Annotated in this window: 16 protein-coding genes and 3 pseudogenes; 14 read left to right on the top strand and 5 right to left on the bottom strand. The window is 61.4% G+C overall.

Annotated features, from left to right (window positions below; genetic code table 11):
• Positions 1–313: 313 nt before the first annotated feature.
• A complete protein-coding gene (locus tag ACZ9CK_RS07435) occupies positions 314–754 on the top strand; it encodes an Lrp/AsnC family transcriptional regulator (RefSeq protein WP_426303167.1) in 441 nt (146 codons plus the stop codon).
• Positions 755–857: 103 nt separating this feature from the next.
• Here the strand turns inward: ACZ9CK_RS07435 and ACZ9CK_RS07440 are convergent, their stop codons facing one another.
• From ACZ9CK_RS07440 to ACZ9CK_RS07450, 3 genes and pseudogenes are all read right to left on the bottom strand, one after another.
• A complete protein-coding gene (locus tag ACZ9CK_RS07440; RefSeq protein WP_426303168.1) occupies positions 858–2,237 on the bottom strand; it encodes an aspartate ammonia-lyase in 1,380 nt (459 codons plus the stop codon).
• Positions 2,234–3,650, bottom strand: a pseudogene (locus tag ACZ9CK_RS07445) (aldehyde dehydrogenase family protein). The gene ACZ9CK_RS07440 and the pseudogene ACZ9CK_RS07445 overlap by 4 nt, the downstream one beginning before the upstream one ends.
• Entirely contained in the window at positions 3,643–4,689 is a 1,047-nt protein-coding gene (locus ACZ9CK_RS07450; RefSeq protein WP_476049634.1) for a homoserine dehydrogenase, read from the bottom strand. The pseudogene ACZ9CK_RS07445 and the gene ACZ9CK_RS07450 overlap by 8 nt, the downstream one beginning before the upstream one ends.
• Positions 4,690–4,976: 287 nt before the next feature.
• On the opposite strand from ACZ9CK_RS07450, the pseudogene ACZ9CK_RS07455 reads away from it, so the two are divergent.
• Both ACZ9CK_RS07455 and ACZ9CK_RS07460 read left to right on the top strand, forming a co-directional pair.
• Positions 4,977–7,137, top strand: a pseudogene (locus tag ACZ9CK_RS07455) (amylo-alpha-1,6-glucosidase).
• Between the two features lie 269 nt (positions 7,138–7,406).
• A complete protein-coding gene (locus ACZ9CK_RS07460) occupies positions 7,407–7,742 on the top strand; it encodes a cupin domain-containing protein (protein WP_476050873.1) in 336 nt (111 codons plus the stop codon).
• A gap of 130 nt (positions 7,743–7,872) precedes the next feature.
• On the opposite strand, the gene ACZ9CK_RS07465 is transcribed toward ACZ9CK_RS07460, so the two are convergent.
• Together ACZ9CK_RS07465 and ACZ9CK_RS07470 are read right to left on the bottom strand one after the other, a co-directional pair.
• Complete coding sequence (locus ACZ9CK_RS07465) at positions 7,873–8,796, bottom strand: ABC transporter substrate-binding protein (RefSeq protein ID WP_476049635.1); 924 nt, start codon at positions 8,794–8,796, stop codon at positions 7,873–7,875.
• A gap of 712 nt (positions 8,797–9,508) precedes the next feature.
• Positions 9,509–10,189, bottom strand: a complete 681-nt coding sequence (locus ACZ9CK_RS07470) for a GntR family transcriptional regulator (RefSeq protein ID WP_426303174.1) — start codon at positions 10,187–10,189, stop codon at positions 9,509–9,511.
• Positions 10,190–10,439: 250 nt separating this feature from the next.
• Here ACZ9CK_RS07470 and solA point away from each other — a divergent pair, with 250 nt between their 5' ends.
• The 11 genes and pseudogenes from solA (at position 10,440) to ACZ9CK_RS07525 (ending at position 18,853) form a co-directional block, all read left to right on the top strand.
• On the top strand, positions 10,440–11,597 hold the full coding sequence (gene solA / locus ACZ9CK_RS07475) for an N-methyl-L-tryptophan oxidase (protein WP_476049636.1): 1,158 nt from the start codon (positions 10,440–10,442) through the stop codon (positions 11,595–11,597).
• A gap of 179 nt (positions 11,598–11,776) precedes the next feature.
• Positions 11,777–12,703, top strand: a complete 927-nt coding sequence (locus ACZ9CK_RS07480; RefSeq protein ID WP_476049637.1) for an ABC transporter substrate-binding protein — start codon at positions 11,777–11,779, stop codon at positions 12,701–12,703.
• A gap of 48 nt (positions 12,704–12,751) precedes the next feature.
• Positions 12,752–13,651, top strand: coding sequence for an amino acid ABC transporter permease (locus tag ACZ9CK_RS07485; protein WP_476049638.1), 900 nt, complete (start codon positions 12,752–12,754; stop codon positions 13,649–13,651).
• Positions 13,648–14,415, top strand: coding sequence for an amino acid ABC transporter ATP-binding protein (locus tag ACZ9CK_RS07490; RefSeq protein ID WP_476049639.1), 768 nt, complete (start codon positions 13,648–13,650; stop codon positions 14,413–14,415). The genes ACZ9CK_RS07485 and ACZ9CK_RS07490 overlap by 4 nt, the downstream gene beginning before the upstream one ends.
• A 4-nt stretch (positions 14,416–14,419) precedes the next feature.
• The gene (locus ACZ9CK_RS07495) at positions 14,420–15,550 is read left to right on the top strand and encodes an FAD-dependent oxidoreductase (RefSeq protein WP_476049640.1); all 1,131 of its coding nucleotides are present in this window, start codon (positions 14,420–14,422) and stop codon (positions 15,548–15,550) included.
• Between the two features lie 148 nt (positions 15,551–15,698).
• Positions 15,699–16,340, top strand: a complete 642-nt coding sequence (locus ACZ9CK_RS07500) for a RidA family protein (protein WP_476049641.1) — start codon at positions 15,699–15,701, stop codon at positions 16,338–16,340.
• Positions 16,246–16,902, top strand: coding sequence for an alanine racemase (locus ACZ9CK_RS07505; protein ID WP_476049642.1), 657 nt, complete (start codon positions 16,246–16,248; stop codon positions 16,900–16,902). The genes ACZ9CK_RS07500 and ACZ9CK_RS07505 overlap by 95 nt, the downstream gene beginning before the upstream one ends.
• Complete coding sequence (locus ACZ9CK_RS07510) at positions 16,881–17,381, top strand: type III PLP-dependent enzyme domain-containing protein (RefSeq protein WP_476049643.1); 501 nt, start codon at positions 16,881–16,883, stop codon at positions 17,379–17,381. The genes ACZ9CK_RS07505 and ACZ9CK_RS07510 overlap by 22 nt, the downstream gene beginning before the upstream one ends.
• A gap of 74 nt (positions 17,382–17,455) precedes the next feature.
• On the top strand, positions 17,456–18,190 hold the full coding sequence (locus ACZ9CK_RS07515; protein WP_426303181.1) for an SDR family NAD(P)-dependent oxidoreductase: 735 nt from the start codon (positions 17,456–17,458) through the stop codon (positions 18,188–18,190).
• A 102-nt stretch (positions 18,191–18,292) separates the two neighbouring features.
• A pseudogene (locus tag ACZ9CK_RS07520) lies at positions 18,293–18,520 on the top strand (AsnC family transcriptional regulator); the annotation flags it as partial.
• Between the two features lie 120 nt (positions 18,521–18,640).
• Entirely contained in the window at positions 18,641–18,853 is a 213-nt protein-coding gene (locus tag ACZ9CK_RS07525) for a hypothetical protein (protein WP_476050936.1), read from the top strand.
• Positions 18,854–18,860: the final 7 nt, after the last annotated feature.

Here is an 18,860-nt window from a genome sequence, read left to right on the forward strand (position 1 = left end):
TTCAGCCTTGAGGTTCGCCGCTGACCCGTATCAGAGGGGAAAGATTGTCTGTCATTATTGTCCGACAGAAGCTAAGATCAATCTAACACTGTACCTTCGGCTAGGGAAGCGTGGTAACGCTTGTTTCAAGGCGATGATCCATCGATTCGATACCCTTTCGAGGGGTTCAAGAAATCCGGTGCTTGGGCCGTGAGTCGGGTGTGCCGTCTACGAGACGCCCGTGCCCAAGAGCAATGGCATCAACCTCGTTATGCCAGTGTCCCACCGGCAACTGTCGGCGGCCGCCCATCGAAATCCCTCGATAGGAACGACCATGTCCAAGAGCAGTGACGAGATCGATGCTCGGATCCTCGCCGAGCTGCGCATCAATGCGCGAATCAGTCTTGCCCAGTTGGGCGAACGTGTCCTCCTTTCCCGCAACGCCGTCCGGCAACGGATTGAACGATTGGAGCGCGATGGTTACATTCGCGGCTATACAATCCGGGAATCGGTGATCGACGGCGCCTCCAAGGTCAGCGCGTTCCTCTTCATCCAGCGTCGTGACCGAGTGCGGGGCAGCGACGTGATTGCGGGTCTGCGCGCAATTCCCGAAGTGGTGGTCTGTGACGTTGTTAGTGGGGAACTGGACATTGTTGTCAGGGTTGAAGCGTCGGATGTAGCCCGGATCCGTGAGATTTGGTGCCGGGTCTCTGAGTTTCCCGGAGTGAAGGACATAACAACTGCCCTTTCTCTTTCAACGGCCATAGACAGGTAGCCAGAACCTTCTGCCTTGGCCTGATTCAGGCTGTATGCGACCGCGCTGGCGGGCTGCTCGTCCTGGAGACAGCCCACCAGCATCCAACTCGGCGCTGACGTCCCTATGGCGTCTGGATCAGCGAATCCACCTGTTCTTGGTTAAGCCATCCATCACCCAGCGCAATCTCTACAACACTTTGACCTGAGCCCAATGCCCTGTGAGCTATCTCAGCGGCCAGGTTGTAACCCAGGATCGGCAGTAACGCGGTTGCCTGCGCGGTGGACGCCCGGGCCCGGGTTCTGAGCAGTTCCTCATCGGCTTCGATCCCGTTTACGCACAGTTCCGCGAGCACATCGCATCCGTTGCAAAGCCAGGACATGGACTCCAGCAGAGCATGGGCAATCGCGGGTTCGAATGCGTTTAGTTGGAGTTGGCCGTTCTCTGCGGCCATGGTGACGGTTGTATCTGCGCCTGCAACGAAGTATGCAATCTGGTTCACAACCTCTGGGATGACAGGGTTGACCTTTCCAGGCATGATCGACGAGCCTGCCTGACGAGCCGGAAGCTTGATCTCGGCAAGACCCGTTTGTGGCCCGCTCGAGAGAAGGCGAAGATCGTTGCAGATCTTCGACAGCTTGATGGCGGTCCGTTTCAATGCGCCAGAAAATGTCATGAAGGCCCCGGTGTCCCAGGTGGCTTCAATCAGATCTTCAGGCTTGGAAAGTGAGACTCCGGAAACAGCCGAAAGATTATCGACGATGCGCTCAATGTATCCAGAATCTGCAGTGATGCCGGTCCCGATGGCCGTGGCACCGAGACTGCACTCGGTCAGCAATACGGCAGCCCCGCGCAACAGTCGCTGGTCCTCATTGATCGTCACCGAAAAGGCCTTGAACTCTTGCCCAAGCGTCATGGGGACAGCGTCCTGCAGTTGTGTGCGCCCGATCTTCGGGATCGAATCGAATGCCTTCCCACGTTCTGCGAAGGCATTGGACAGCCTTCCAAGGCGGTTGAGCAGTTCATCCAAGGCAAACACGAGCGCCAGGCGCACCGCCGTGGGGTAGACGTCGTTGGTTGACTGGCATTTGTTGACGTGTGCAATTGGATCAACCACGTCATAACTTCCCAACGGGTGGCCCATTGTTTGTAGTGCCAGATTCGCAATCACTTCATTGGCGTTCATGTTGGTGGAAGTTCCGGCTCCACCCTGAATGACGTCGACTCTGAATGCGTCATCGACGTCGCCAGTTGCAACGACATCGCAAGCAGAGGCAACGGCTTGCCCGACGTCGTCGGGAATCAGTCCCAGTTCCGTATTAGTCAAAGCAGCCGCCTTCTTGACGCACGCAAGGGCGCGGACCAATTGGCGATGCTTCCCCAGATGTATCCCGCTGATGGGGAAGTTCAAGATCGCGCGCTCAGTGTGGACGCCCCAGAGTGCGGACGCCGGCACGGCAAGGGCGCCGAGGCTGTCCCTTTCAATGCGAACACCTGTGGTCATGATGCGATGGCGATGACTTTGGGCTGTGTCATCTCTTCATAGGCGAACCTGACCCCTTCACGGCCCATGCTTCCGTACTTTGAACCACCGAACGGCATGGCATCATGGCGATAATCCGAGGAGTCATTGATCATGACGCCGCCCGCGTCAATGGCCCTGGCTGTTTCCATCGCCCGGGCGAGATCTTTGGTGAATACGCCTGCCTGCAGGGCGTACTCGCTGTCGTTGGCCAAGCGAATCGCCTCGTCCTGTGTGTCGAAGGGTTCGATCAGGACCACTGGGGCAAACAGTTCCTCTCTCCAGGCTTCGCAAGAGCGGGAGACTCCGGTAAGCACGGCCGGTGTCAGGACTGCGCCATTCAAGGGTGCCACCGGTAAGCAGGCGTGCCCCTGCCTTGACTGCCTGGTCGATCTTCCGTTTGGCTTCTTCAGCCGCGGCCCGGCTGATCATCGGCCCTACATCGGTGCTTTCGTGCGCCGGGTCACCAGCCACCAGTGCACTTGTTTGGGACACAAAAGACTCGAGGAAGGCGTCGAAAATCGTGCGGTGCACCAGGATCCGCTGCGCACCGATGCAGTTCTGTCCAGCCGCCCAGAAAGATCCGGAAACGCTTGCCTCAACTGCACCGGGCACGTCCGCGTCGTCATACACAATGACCGGTGCGTTCCCGCCGAGTTCCATGGAAAGGCGCTTGATGCCAGCGCTGGCAGCGATGGCACTGCCGGTGGCGAATCCGCCCGTGAAGGAGACCATTCTGACCAGCTGGGATTCAACGATGGCCTGCCCAACATTGCGGTCCCCAAGCACAACGACGATAAAGTCATCCGGGAGTCCGGCTTCCACAAGCAAATCCACCAGGAACATCGCCGAAAGGGGTGTCAGCTGGGAGGGCTTCAGAATGACTGTGTTCCCGCCTGCGATCGCGGGCCCAAGCTTATGGGCGACCAAGTTCAGGGGATCGTTGTAGGGAGTTATCGCGGCAATGAGTCCCAGAGGCTCCCGGCTAAACCAGCCGAACCGGTTCTCAGAGCCGGCAAAGGAATCGAAAGGCACAACTTCACCCGCATTGCGGCGCGACTCGGCTGCAGAGAGCTTGAGGGTGTTGATTGCCCGCGAGACCTCCTTGCGGGCCTGCCGAATGGTCTTGCCGGCTTCAAAGACGATAAGGTTCGCGGCCTTGTCCGCGCGCTGCTTGAGTAAATCCGCTGCGGCGTCCAAGATTTGGGCCCGCTCATGCCGAGGCATGGCCGCGGCTGATGCGGACGCGGCCGCCGCGCGCGTCAGCTCCCGCTCAACGTCTTCCTTGGTTGATTGCGGGAGGTGCGCCAGAACAGTGCCGTCGTACTTGTTGTAGACGGCCAAGTCGTCCAGAGATTCAGCGGACTTGATATGGACGATGGTCGTTTCAGACATGGACGCCTCCCTTGATGAACGTGTCTACTGCGGCAATGTCGGAAACCAAGGCATACGCGGTTTCCGTCCGGCCTGCTCCAGGGCCGGAGACCGTGACGGCGCCGAGGAGGTCGGTTTCGAATGAAACCGCGTTGGTCGCACCGGAAATGCCGGCAAGAGGGTGGTCCGCGGTGAGGGTGGCTGGTCGCACACTTGCCGTGATCTTGCCGTCTATTCCGCGGGTGGCTTCGCCGATGAGTTTCCAGCGCTGACCGTTTGCCAGTGCCTGTGCGACCTGGTCGCTGGTAATTTCCTGGATTCCTGTGGTGTCGACTTCATCGGGATGCAGGCTGGCGCCGAGAAGCTCGTTCGCCAGGATGGCAACTTTGAGCCGCACGTCAGATCCGCCGATGTCTGCAGTTGGGTCCGCTTCGGCGTAACCGCGCTCCTGGGCCTCTGCGATGGCTTCCTCCAAGCGCAATCCTGCTTCCATCCGGCCCAGGACGTAGTTGCTGGTTCCGTTGAGGATGCCCTGGACTCCCTTGAGCTCAAGTCCATCGAACATTTTTTGGGCCAGGCGCAGCACAGGAGTGCCGCTCATCACCGATCCTTCGTACTCGAAGCTGGTGTTGGTTTCCTTGGCCAGAGCATTGAGTTCCCTGCCGTGAAGAGCGACTGGTCCCTTGTTTGTGGTCACGACGTGCTTGCCCGCAGCAAGGGCCCAACGCACGTGCGACACAGCAGGCTCTCCGTCCACCGGGCTTGTGAAGGTTGCCTCGACGACAATGTCAGCAGGGCTGTTCTTGATGACTTCTTCGTTGCGCGGTTCGGAGGATCCACCGCGGAGTCCTTCGAACGTGGCTCCTCGCGGCATGGCGAGTACTGTCGCCAGATCGATGCCTTCCTCTTGCACCAGTGAACCGAACGCAAGATCCGTAATTGCAACTACGCGAAGTTCGAATCCGAGAGCTGCGAAGGGGTGTGGTTCGTCGCGAATGAGCGCGGCCAGGGCTCGATTCACCCCGCCGAAACCAATCAGGGCCAGGTTATACGTCGTCACTTGATCTCCTTTGTGGCTATTGAAAGCTTGTACTTAAAGCTTCTGTCCGCAGAGTGTCAGTCAGCTATGAACGCATCGCTCGTTGACTATGACGAACGGACCAAAAATGGTGGGTCTTGTGGACCAAATGGGCGCGGCATGAGCGGCCACCATATGCCGCCCAAGGTGCTATGGCATGCAAAACCAATGCGGCGTAGCGTGGTTCGACAACGGCCTGGAAGCGATCTGGCCCACAGGGGCCATGTTTGAACAGGACGCGCGCAGGCCTTGGTTCTAGAGGAGCCGGGATGGCTGGATGGAATGCTGATACAGCAGCGGGGCCAGGCGGAGGGGCGGTCACTCTGGTGGAGGGATCATCCTTCTGTATTTCGTTGCCCAACGGAGATATTCATCCTGCTTACCCACATGGTGTCTTCTTTCAGGACACCCGTATCCTGTCCGGCTGGAGCCTGACCATTAATGGGCAGGAGCTGGAGCCCTTAGCGGCGCAAATGCTGGAACCGTATCGGGCGCGGTTTGCTGCCCGCGTTACTCGAACAGATGGTTATGCGGACAGCCCGTTGATTGTCGAGCGGCTGCGTGAAGTGGGTGCCGGAATCCAGGAGCGGCTAACTGTTCGAAACTTTTCTGCGGCGCCGGCGGAGTGTCTTATTGCGGTGGGATTGGAAGCCGATTTCGCCGACCTATTCGAAGTCAAGGAAGGACGGACTCCGCGCCACTGGGATGAGACGCGTCAGGCTGATGGCGAATCACTGGTTATCAGTGCTTCCTGGCAAGGGGTCCGGAAGAGCATCAGCGCGCGCGCACCCGGCGCCGATATCGCCGTGGACGGTATTTCATTCAGGACGTCCATCCCGGCTCACGGTGAATGGAGCAGCGTCCTTGCGGTGGTACCCGCCGGGGAGGGAGCGGATCCTGACAGTACGTTTATCCATGCGGGAGTGGATGGTCTGCTGTCTCCGCGGGATTTGCGGCGACAAGAGTGGGTGGCCAAGATCCCGGTGCTGCAGATGGGCAACCGCTCGATCGAGCGCATACTCCGGCGCAGCTACGACGACTTGGGTTCTCTACGTATAGAAGACCCGGATCATGCAGAGCGGGTCGTGGTGGCTGCCGGTGCTCCATGGTTCATGACACTCTTTGGTCGCGACGCGCTGTGGGCAGCTGAAATGGCGATGCCCGTCGATCCGTCGCTGGCCCTGGGAACACTGCAAACCCTGGCGGATCGCCAAGGTCAAGTGGTGGATTTATTGAGCGAAGAGGAGCCGGGCAAGATTCTGCATGAAGTCAGGCTGGATGTGTCCAGTAGCTTGTCCTTGGGCGGAAAGTCCGTTTATTACGGCAGCGTCGATGCAACGCCACTGTTTGTTTGCTGGCTTGGGGACGTCAGCCGCTGGGGGTTCGCGCCGGACACTATTGCCAGTTTGTTGCCTCATGCAGACCGTGCACTGGATTGGATACGTGATTATGGGGACAAGGACGGGGATGGGTTTGTTGAGTACGAACGCCTCAACCCGCAGGGCCTGATAAATCAGGGTTGGAAGGATTCCTGGGATGGAATCAATTTCGCGGACGGGAGGCTGGCCGAGCCGCCAATTGCCCTCTGTGAGGTGCAAGCCTATGTCTACTCGGCGTTTATGGCCCGTTCTTGGATAGCGTTCGACACCGGCGACAGGCGTTTGGCCGAGGAGCTCGCTGATCATGCCGCCCAACTGAAAAAGCGGTTCAACGAGCAGTTCTGGATGCCCGAGCGCGGGTATTACGCCGTGGCCCTGGACGGGAAAAAGCGCCAGGTGGACGCGTGCGCATCCAATATGGGCCAGTGTCTGTGGTTCGGCTTGGTGGATGAGGACAAGGCACCGTTGGTGGCCGAAAGGCTGATGTCCCCAGAGATGTTTAGCGGTTGGGAGAGTGCGAACCCTGGCGTCGGACATGGGTGCCTATAACCCTGTGAGCTATCACAACGGGTCAGTCTGGCCCCACGACAATGCGATTATTGCTGCTGGCCTCTTACGGTACGGCTTTGTTGAAGAGGCACAGCGGATTTCAACGGCTCTGTTCGAGGCGGCCGAGTTCTCGGATGGTCGGCTGCCGGAATTATTCTGCGGTTTTAGCCGGGAGCGGTTCCCCGAACCCGTACCGTACCCTACAGCTTGCGCCCCTCAGGCATGGGCCGCGACCACACCGATTCTGCTGGTGACGAGCCTGATGAGATATGACGCCGATGTTTCCAGGGGCGGTCTCTGGATGGATCCCGTTCTCCCGCAATCCTATGGGGATGTCCACATCAGCAACGCACCCATGGCGGGAAGCCGTATCACTATCGATGTCACAAATTCGGTCGCAAGAGTTGAAGGCCTCCCGGAGGGAATGGCGCTTTATCGCGGGCACCGTCCTTGGTTTACGGAACTAGTTGAGAACGCCAGCAAAGCTGAACCCGAACGGTGAGCGCCTTGAGGTACTGACAAGGCTGCTCACTAGTGGGCAATATTTGTCTATCAAGATTGTCCGACATTGTGTATCATCGTCGCTGTAGCATCTTGAGTTCCCGGAGGGCCGGCCTCGGCCTCAGCTTCGGATCCTGCTGACAAGTGGCACCAATGTTGTGCTGTCAGGGGAGTACTCCACGGTTCTATATCCAGGCCAACGAAGGTTGGCAGACTTCTTCGTGGGCAAAAAGCGCCCGGAAACGGAATGATTTTATGGTCAAGGCGATTGTGTTGAACGACACCCAAACGGCAGATCTGGGCGAGCATGTCCTGAAGCCGACGAGTACTACGCCGGGGCAGACGGAGGTGTCCTTTAAGGTCTGGGAAGCCGACGGCGCCCGCACAGGCGTGTGGGAGGCTACTCCTGGAACATTCACGAGTACCCGCGAGGGCTTCAATGAGGTCTGCGTCATCCTCAGCGGAACGGCCACCATCACCGACGAAAGCGGCAGCTTCGACATCGGGCCCGGCTCGCTCTTTGTCACTCCGGAAGGATGGCGCGGCAGCTGGACCGTTCACGAAACCCTTCGCAAGGTTGGGTTTGTTCAGAACCTCCCGGCCTAGCCGATCGCCTAGCGTTGTCCGGTAGGGGCGTTCTGCCTCTCTATCGGGCGAGCAAGTGTCGCATTGGAGGAGTCCGGTCCCTTAGGGGCCGGACTCCTGTGCTTACTTTCGGTGAGCGTGGAGGTGTCCGCTAGTTGAGCCTGGCTTCGGTGATTGCGCCGAACTCCAGGCCCCAGGTCTTGAGGGCTTCCTTGTACTCCGGGGTACCAAGGATCGATTGGATCGCAGCCTGCATGGCCGGCGTTAGCGGCGAGCCCTTCTTCAGCGCGACCGCCGTGATGCCGGTGCCACCGACGTTCAGCGGCGGGGTGAGCATCTGGAAGGAGTCCGGCTGCTGCGTCTGTGCCCAGGCCAACGCGGTCGTGTCATAGAGGATTGCGTCGATCCTCTTGGCACTTAGCTGGACGAGGGCTTCCTGGATGTTGGGTAGCGTCACAGGGTTGATCGCAGGCTTGCCCTGGGAGGTGCAGGTCTTCTCGTTCAGTGCAGGAAGACGCAGCAGCTGCCCGGTGGAGCCCTGGGTGACGGCGACGTTCTTTCCGCACAGGGTCTCGTTGCTCAGGTTCTGCGGGTTCCCGGCGTTCACGCCGATGGAGCTGCCGGCCTTGAAGTAGTCGATCATGTCCAGGACCTTGAGTCGCTCATCGGTCTTGGCCATGGTCGAGACTGTGAAGTCGTACCGGCCACCGTCAAGACCCGGGATGATCGTGTCGAACTTCGCATCCACGAACCTCACCTTCACCCCCAGCTTCTTCCCGATCAGCCTCGTGATGTCGGGGTTCAGGCCGATTGCGGTCTGGTTGTCCTCTGCGAGGAAGATCGTCGGTGGGTAGTGCAGGTCCGCCGCCACTGTGAGCTCGCCCTTGTCCTTGTAGGACTGGGGCAGCAAGCTCACCGCCTTCGGATCTGGCTGGACGCCCTCGGAGATGTCCCGCAGACCAAGTTCGGTAGGGCTGGCAGAAGGTTCGCTACCGGCAGGGGTGCCGCAGGCGCCAAGGGTTAGGAGGGCGGCAAAGGCAGTTGCGGCGGCGAAGACCTTGCCCTGAATCTTCATGATGCTTTCCTTGAAGTCATTTCTTCGGCAATAACGTGGATGCTGGATTCACTCGTCTTAGTTGACGTTGGAACCCCAGGGATCTGTGAATGGTCGGGGGATTAGACCTTGCATCAGACCACTGGTTGGCAGCCGGGTGGAAGCTCTATCGGCGGCTCAGGTTCCAGATGCAGAATGGCGCTGTCACTTGAGCCTTGAGCGCGAAGTCCGCATAAGCCCACACCACTTCCGCTTGTGACGCTTCAATAGGCAACAACCAGGAGCGGGTCCGGGGAGAGGCCCGGGTAGATGGCAGAATTTCTGTAGGCAGCTTCTGAGCCCAACGACCAGATGTGACCACGAGATGATCATAACGCTGGTGCTCGCCCTCGGCGCAGACCTGGGGGATACCGTCGTCGTCGGTTTCGATACCGGCAGCGAGGGCTTAGAACCGCAGTGGGCGCGAAGGGCGGCGGGCACGGAAGCGGGTCGGCATTCTGAGCAGCCCGATCGCGGCAAAGTGAACCTGCGTACCGTGGAGGATGAAAACTTCGCTCGCAGGGAATGGCCGGTTCGGACGGCGGTCGGTGCCTCCTCGCTCGGAATAAGAGGTGTGGACCCCAACCTGTCCACGGAGTCCATGACGTTGGCGAAACTTTGGTTGAAGCGCGTCCGGCGTGAGGCTGACAGCGGGAGAGGTTCGTATCGCCGCCTGTCTCGTCGCGATCCGCTCTTAGGCTTGGTAGTAGTGCTCTTCGAGAGCCTTGATCAGCAGCTCGCGCTCTCCGGTTATCGCGGCGTCCAACAGCAACAGATGGCGGTCGGCCTGGTTTCCGGCGGTGCCCACGCCGCGCCGCATGATCGGCACCATCTGAACTGCTAGAAGTGATTCCAGGCTCTGCCAGGCCTCGAACAGCTTGCCCTTGGGCTGTTGGCTCATCAGCGTCCCGTGGAAGTCGCGGTCAAGTCTCATCAGATCGTCAACGTCTTCCGGGAGGCGCAGCCCGCGCATACGTTCCGCGATAGCCCTCAGCTCGATTTCAGCGCTTTTGGGCAAGGGGAGCGCAGCGTGCAGGGCCGCTCTTCCCTCAAGTGCTGCGAAGACTTCCCCGATCTCAGCAATGTCGCTGTCGCTGAAGTAGCGAACCCGGGTGCCGGACCCTGGCGTGAACTCGACGAGGCCGGTTGACGCGAGACGTGTGAGGGCTTCGCGCACCGTGCCGCGGCTCACCGAGAGGTCCTCAGCGAGCCTCGTCTCTACAAGATGCCGACCGGGGTCGAGGGTTCCAAGGATGATCTCCCTCCTGATGAGGTGCTCCACCTGGTCCACCAGCGTGGTTCGTTCCGAACCCCGTGGTGCAAGGGTCCTCGCAAGAGTTGTCCTTGCCGGCTCAGAGAAAGGCTTGCTCTCCATGCTTTCACTCCCCTAGATGACTCACGGCAGACACCCCGTTCGAAGTGAGCCTTGACACAAGATTGTGAAACGATAATATCAAACAGTGACGTCAGACACGATTGTTAGACAAAATAAGAGAGTCGTGATTCCTTGGTGACGCCATTCCACGCAGTGAAGGCGCTCGATCCCCGGAATTTCCAGGTTCATCACCACGAGCCCCGCGGTTGTCGCGGAAGAACTCCTTATCGCTCCCACATAGGAGGTTTGAATGAGCACTACCAGGAAACGCGTCGCGGTCATAGGCCTGGGAACCGCTGGCAGTATGGCGGCTTGGCGCCTGGCCTCGCGGGGCGCAGATGTCGTTGGCTACGAGCAGTTCGGAACGAGCCACGACCGCAGCGCCCATGCCGGCGAATCACGGATCTTCCGAACCGCCTACTTCGAAGATCAGGACTACGCGCCGCTGATCCGCAGCGCGAAGGCGCTGTGGCGTCAGCTCGAGGCCGAGACGGGCATCGAGCTGCTCACCCTCACAGGCAACCTCATGCTGGGGGAGGCCTCGGCCGAGATGGCGAACGTCAGTGAATCCATTGAGAAGTTCGGGGTCGACGCGGTGGCCATTCCCCTTGAAGAAGCACGCAAGCGGTGGCCCCAGCATCCCTACCGCGAGGGCGACGTCGTCGTCCTGGACCGGGAAGGAGGGTATCTCCGTCCGGAGTTGGCCGTCCTGAAAGCGGCCCGCAGGGCCGAGGCGCTTGGCGCCGAACTGCGGACCTACACCCCGGTCGAGGGGATCGAGGTCAAGGTCGACGGCGTCTGGGTCACGGCTGGTGGCCGTAGCGAGCGCTATGATCATGCCGTAGTCACACCGGGTCCTTGGGCCGGGAAGCTCTTCCCCGAACTTGCGACGCTCATCGAGGCGCGCAAGGTGGTGTCGGCGTGGTTCGCCGGGAAGGAACCGGGCGCGTTTGATCCGGCACGCTTCCCGTGCTTTGTCCGGGCGACTCCTCGGGAGTTCTACGGATTGCCCGCGATGGCCGGGAACGGGTTGAAGCTCGGTCTCTCCGGCGCGGTCAACCAGCCGGTTCCGGATCCCGACGCCCTCGACCGGACGGTTCCGCTGGATGAGGTGCAGACCTTCAGGGAACTCGTAGCCGAATCCTTCCCAGGCCTCTACCCGGATCCGATCCGTGTCAGCGCCTACATGGAGGGCTACACCCGGGACGGGCACGGAATTGTCGGCCGGCTCGGTGGTGAGGAACGCATCACCGCCGTCACGGGCCTGTCCGGCCATGGATTCAAGCTGTCCCCCGCACTCGGGGAGATCGCCGCCGACTATGCGCTCACTGGCTCGAGCGAGAACACCCTCGCGCTGCTGAACCCGGATCGGTTCCTTGCAACGCCGACCGTAACGGAGAACCCGTGACGTGAGGCCTATGTTCCGGCCATAAACCGAGCCCCATCATCATGGCAGCCCGACGCCGATGACGACGAGCGCCATGTCCACAAGACAGAGCACGGGCAAATTCTCAAAAAAGCCACCGGTGCTACGACCGGGCTTTCGCACAACCTCACCACCCCAACCAAATGATTCAAGGAAGCATCATGAAGACAGCACGAAAGGCCGCTGCCGCGGCTGCGGCCCTGGCCCTCCTCCTGACCCTGAATGCCTGCGGAACCGCTGCCAGCGGCGATTCCGGCAATCCCAGCCCCACCGAAATCGGGCTGCGGGACATCTCCGAGGGCGTCCAGCCCGACCCCAAGGCTGTGAGCCTGCTGCCGCAGTCGTACAAGGACAAGGGCGAACTTACGGTCGCCGCTGACCCGAACAGCCCGCCGACCATCTTCCTCGCTCAGGACAACCACACCCTCATCGGCCTCAATCCCGACATTACGCGGCTCATTGCCAAGAAGCTTGGGGTAAAGGTGAAGTACGTGGAAGCGAAGTTCGACACGATCATCCCTGGCCTTGATGGGGGACGTTACGACTTCACCGTCTCCACCATGGCGAAGACCGATGAGCGGCTCAAGGTCGTAGACATGATCGACTACTTCAGGGCCGGTACATCCATCGGCGTGAACGCGGGAAACCCGCAGAACCTGAGCAACGAGACCCTGTGCGGAAAGAACATCGCCGTCATCCAGGGCTCCACGGGCCAGCTCAAGCGCCTCCCGGCCCTGAATGAGAAGACCTGCACCTCCCAGGGCAAGCCGGCCATCAATGCCGTCACGCTGCCGAGCGTCCAGGAGGCGCTGGTCCAGCTGCACGCAAAGCGGGTCGACGGAGTCCTCTACGACACGACCGCACTCGCCTGGGCGCAGACGCAGCAGCCGGACTCGTTCAAGATGCTCACGCCAGCGCTGAATGTTGGTGGTACCGGCATCTGTGCTGTCGCCGTGAAGAAGGGTTCGGACCTGACTCCGGCTCTGCAGGCGGCAGTCCAGTCGATCCTTGGTACCCCGGAGTACAAGGAGTCCCTCAAGACCTGGGGCCTGGAGTTCGGGGCCATCGCCGACGCTAAGCTCAACTAGCGGGTGGCCTGAATGACGACTGCTATCAAAAAAGGAAGCAAATTACCGATGGGGAGCATCGATGCGGTGCTGAAGCCGCGGCTTCGGGTTCGGACTCCCACCGAGTACGCCGGATGGATCCTGAGCATCCTCATCGGCATCGGGATCCTCGCCTCGGTCCTGACGAACCCCAACTTCAAATGGGGCATCGTCGGAAAGTACTTCTTCGCCGAATCGATCCTGCGCGGGCTCATGCTCACGATCTTCCTGACGATCGCGAGCATGGTCATGGGAACACTGCTCGGCCTTGCCTTGGCGATCATGCGTTCCTCGCATGTGAAGCCGGTGTCCATTGCCGCGAACATTTACATCAATCTGTTCCGCGGCACCCCGGTGCTGGTCCAGCTGATCTTCTGGTTCAACGTCTCGGCCCTGTATCCGAACCTGATGATCGGGATCCCGTTCACGGACATCGGCATGGCCGTAGACATGAATACCCTGATGGGCCCGATCACCGCGGCGTTGGTCGGTTTGACCCTGAACGAGGCGGCCTACATGGCCGAGATCATCCGCGGCGGTTTCTCCGCCGTCGGAAAGGGACAAATTGAGGCCGCCGATTCCCTGGGCATGAGCGCCGGAATGCGGATGCGCAAGGTCATCATCCCGCAGGCGATGCCCTCGATCATCCCGGCCACCGGCAACCAGGTGATCGGCATGTTCAAGGGAACGTCCCTGGTCAGTGTCCTGGGCGTTGCTGAGCTGCTGCAGAGCGCGCAGCTGATCTACGCCCGCACCTTCGAGACCATTCCGCTGCTGATCGTCGCCAGCCTCTGGTACCTGGTGATGACCCTGCTGCTGAGCTACCCGCAGGCCAAACTCGAGAAACGATACTCGCGTGCAACCTCCACGCTGCCCCGGAAGGCGAAAAAGGTTGTCCTGAGAGAACAGGAAGAAGGTAACCTCCGATGAGCACTGACGGTACGATTCAGGTCCGGAGCCTGCGCAAGTCCTTCGGACACAAGACGGTCCTGCAGAACATCGATCTGGACGTCGCCAGCGGCGAAGTCTGCTGCATCATCGGCCCGTCCGGCTCCGGCAAATCCACCCTGCTTCGCTGCCTCAACGGTCTGGAAACCGCCGATTCCGGTGTGCTGAAGGTCAATGGCGAGGACTTCGGTTACTACGAGACCGACCACGCCTACCACGCCCTGAGCAGGAAGAAGCTGGCCCAGCAGCGCACCCGGGTGGGGATGGTCTTCCAGCAGTTCAACCTCTTCCCGAATATGACCGCCCGGGAAAACGTCATGTCCGGCCCGGTCCTGGTCAAAGGGCAGGACAAGAAGATGGCTGCCGCCCGAGCGGACGAACTGCTGGCCAGCGTGGGACTCGACGGCCACGGGTTTAAGTACCCCGCCCAGCTCTCCGGCGGACAGCAGCAGCGCGTGGCGATCGCCCGTTCCCTGGCCATGGACCCGGAGATCATGCTCTTCGACGAACCCACCTCGGCCCTGGACCCCGAAAAGGTCGGCGAAGTCCTTGCCGTCATGAAGGACCTGGCCAAGAAGGGCATGACCATGGTGGTCGTCACCCACGAAATGGGCTTCGCCCGCGAGGTCTCCGACAACCTGCTCTTCATGGACGAGGGCTACATCATCGAACGCGGCGACGCCCGCGAAGTCCTCGGCAACCCCCAGGAAGTCCGCACCCGGTCCTTCCTCGAGAAAGTGCTCTAAAGAAATGACAGATGGAAAACTGGCCGTCATCGGTCTTGGCGCCATCGGAAGCATGGCCCTGTGGCAGGCCGCCCGCCTCACGGACTCCGTGGTCGGCTTCGAAGCACAAACCCCCGCCCACGGCCGCAGCGCCGTGGGCGGGGACACCCGCCTGTTCCGCAGGCTCCACCTGGACCCCCGCTTTGATCCGCTGCTGCAGCAATCCGAGCGGCTTTGGGCTGAACTTGAAGCCGAAACCGGTCAAGACATCCTCATCCGCTGCGGTGGGCTCTACATCGGCACCGAGAACGGCGGATATATCCAGCAACTGCTCGAGTCCGTCCGAGCAACTGGAACCTCCCACGAGCTTCTGTCGCGGGATCAGATGGCAGAGCGTTACCCGCAGCACAACCTCCGCGAGGACGACGTCGCGGTGTTCGATCCCAACGGTGGCGCGCTGCGGACCGATCGCTCCGTCACCGCTGCGATTGCCGCAGCCCAGGCCAACGGGGCGACCGTACACAACAACACCCCGATCGATGGGATCAGGGAAACCGCGGACGGCGTCGTCGTGACCTCCGGGGACCAGTCGTGGACGTTTGAGAACGTGATCGTCTGCTCCGGCGGATGGTCGCGGAAGCTCCTGCCGGAACCGCTGCTGGCACAGACTCAGCCCTACAGGGTCTTTCTCACCTGGTTCGTCGCGAAGGAACCCGCGCTCTTCTCCCCGGAACGGTTCCCGATCTTCGTCCGGCTCTCAGGAGACCACTCCATGTACGGCGCGCCCGCCGTCGACGGGGTGACGGTCAAGGCAACGCTGGATATGCGCCCAACTCCTGCCGAACGCCCCGGTGCCGTAGCCAGGGAACTCACCTCAGAGGAAATCGCAGAGACGATGGAGACGGTGAGCGAGTTTTTCCCTGGCCTGTACCCGAACATTGTCCGCTCCGACGCGTTCCCTGACCTCTTCACCAGCGACCGGAAGCCGCTTCTGGGCAAAATCAGCCCCGGCGGCCGAGTTTACTGCGCCACCGGTTTCTCCGGCGGTGGCTTCAAAATGGCTACCGGTTACGGGCAAATCGCCGCCCAGGAGGCGCTCGGCAAGGAAAATTACGACAACCTCGACTTCCTTCGTCCGCAAAGGTTCACAGCTTGATCCACGCCTAAGGCAGGCACAGCCGACGAAGGCCTAACAATCCAATTTTGGCCAGCATCCTTTCGTACGCCCGTTTGGCGCTAATGTGCCAGACCCGCATGTATTCGTTCATGTCGACAATCGACAGGCGAAGAAAGACTCCGTGACAATGACAACAGAACTGCAGAAGGTTGCCGGCACATCGCAGGTACCGGAACGCGAAACGACCGATTCGGCCTTGGATCGGCTCCGTGCCCTCGGCCTGAAGCTACCGGTCCTCGCCGGTAACCCGTACTACGTGGACCACCGGGCGGTGGGGGAGAGCATCCATATTTCGGGCCAGCTGCCGTACAAGGATGGCGAGTTGCTGGGTCAGGGCATTCTTGGCCGGGACGTGGACGTGGAGACGGCGCGGGAGCTTGCTCGCCATGCTGTGCTCAATTGCCTTGCTGCCGCTGTGCAGGCGGTTGGAGACCTGGAGCGGGTACGGATCGTGCAGATGCTGGTCTTCGTGGCCAGCACCCCGGACTTCGGTTTGCAGTCGCGGGTCGCCGAAGCCGCCAGTGAATTGCTCATCGAGGTGCTGGGTGAGAACGGGGGGGCATGCCCGCACCGCGATTGGTGTTGCCGGGCTGCCGCGCGTCTCTCCTGTCGAGATCCAAATGATCTGCACTGCGGCGTAGAACCGCGCCGAACCGAACAAACAGGAGTACAGTGTGAACACCCTTCAACGGGCGCTCGACGCCCTCGTCGAGCGAATCGACACCCCGGCCCCCATCATCCTTGCCGACGTGATGCAGGAAAACATTGACCGGATGCAGGCCTTCGCCGACCGGCAGGGCCTCCAGGTCCGGCCGCATGTCAAGACGCACAAATGCGTGGAGATCGGCCGCCGCCAGATCAAGGCAGGAGCCGTCGGAATCACCGCGGGCAACGTTGGTGAGGTCGAGGTCTTCGCCGCGGCCGGGTTTGACGACATCTTCATCGCGTACCCGGTCTGGACCGCCGGGACCAAGGGCCCGCGGATCCGCAAGCTGGCCGAGACGATTCGATTGCGGATCGGCGTCGACAACCTCGTGGCCATCGACGCCCTCGCCGACGCAATGGGCGACGACGCCGGACGGCTGGGGGTCGTGGTCGAGGTCGACTGCGGCGCGCGCCGCTCCGGTGTGGCTCCGGAGGCTGCGGGCGAGCTCGCGGCCGCCGCCCGCAAGCGGGGCCTCGTGCCGGCGGGTGTGTTCACCTACCCGGGCCACGGCAGCGCTGGCCCCGACGCCCGCGAGCGTGCCGCGCTGGCCCCGACGCCCGCGAGCGTGCCGCGCAGGACCAGGAGGCCGCCCTCAAGGCCGCGGTGCGCAGTCTCGAGGCGGTAGGCATCACCCCGGAGGTGGTCAGTGCCGGCTCGACACCCACCGTGGAGTTCGCCACCAACAGCGTGATCACCGAAATCCGTCCCGGCGAATACGTGTTCAAGGACCTGGGCAACGCCCGGCTCGGGGCCTGCACGGAGGACCAGATCGCGCTGTTCGTCGCCGGCACAGTAGTTAGCGACCGGGTCCCCGGCCAGGTCATCCTCGACATCGGCACCAAAGCCATCGGCCGCGAAGGCACCCCCGAACTCGGCTACAGCGGCATCGCCGGTACCAACGCGGTGCTGTCCAAGCTCAACGAGTACCACGGATTCCTCCCGCTCCCCGACGGGGACTTCCGTCCGAGCGTCGGGACCGTGGTTCCCGTGGTGCCCAACCACGTCTGCCCGGTGGTGGTCAATTTCGAGGAATACATCGTCACCGACAGCACCGGGACGTCCCTCGAACGCTGGGCCGTCGACGCCCGCGGATTCAACAACTAACGGCACGGGGCGGGGGGGTCCCCGCCCCGGTGCCGGCAACCCCACTCCTTACTAGCCATGAAGGAAGGTCTGTCTTGAGACTCCATAAAGCCACTGCCCTGGTCACGGGCGCCAACAGCGGGATCGGCCAAGCCGTGTGCTCCCACTTCCGCCGCGAAGGGGCACGCCTGCTGCTTACCGGGCGCAAAGAGCAGATCGACAGTGTCCAGCCGGAGGACGCCTACGTCCCAGGAGACCTTAACGACGAGGCCTTCGTAGAACACCTGGCCCGCGAAGCAGCCGAAAGCTTCGGCACCGTCGACGCCGTCGTGCTCAACCACGGTCTCCAGGTCGTCAGCCCGCTGACCGAGATGTCCTACGAGGACGCGAAGAACACGCTCCACAGCAACCTGCTGAGCTCGTTCCTGGTGTTGAAGCACTTCGCGCCGCTCATGCCCGCTACGGGCGGTTCGTTCGTCCTCGTCAGCTCACGCCTTGGCATGGTCGGCATGGCAGACCAGGTCCTTTACTCCGCGGCCAAGGGCGGGCTGATCATGCTCGCCAAGGGCGCCGCGATCGAGTGGGCTGAGCGGAACATCCGGGTCAACGTCGTCGCACCGGGCCTGACTGCCACTCCGATCATTGAAGCCTCCATCCAGCGCAGGGAAGACCCCGAGGCCTACCGCCGGCAGCGTGAGGGCCAGATTCCTCTTCAGCGCCTCGCCACGCCCGAAGAGATCGCAGACGCCGTCCTCTTCCTCGCATCCCCCGAGTCCTCCTACATCACCGGGGCCACCCTGCCCGTCGACGGCGGATACACCGCCTTCTAGCTTGCCCGCCCAAGGGGTCAGGCACGCCTACGAGGAAATGACACGGCCGAAGGCCGTGACGATCGCCTCATAGGCGAAGCGATATCGAAGCACTGGAGTGAAATGTCAGAACTTACTGCCGAGAGATCACGGCGGGACCTGGAATGCTCCCGGTACCCCAACGACTCCAGGGAGTGTGCCGATGTCAAGAGCACGGTACCGGCCCCTCTTGACCATATTGATGATGCGATACTCCGCGAACTAGAGGCGGATTCGCGGCTTACGGCAGATGCCGTCGCCGTTCGGATCGGGGCCAGCCCAGAAGAATGCGCGAGTCGTATTGCCGAACTGGAGAAGGCGGGCCACATAGGGGGCTACACCCTCGTGCGGGGCTACCCGGTCCCTGCTCTGCGCCCGACCTCTGCCGTGATCAGAGTGGTTCAAGACCACACACGCACAGGCGCGGACCTCATGCGCTCTCTGGACTACATCCCTGAGATCGTTACCGCGGAAGTCCTTCAGGACGACCGTTCCCTGCTCCTGCGGGTTCACGTCGAAGAGTCTGGCCGCATCGAGGCGATCGCCAGCGGGCTGCGAAGCCAGTCTGCTGTTGTGTCGGTGGATGTGAGCAGGACGACGATTGTTCCCTTTCACCCGCGGCACATGTCGAGACCGCCGTTGTGAGGCGATA

This window comes from Arthrobacter sp. TE26545 (genome assembly GCF_056279005.1).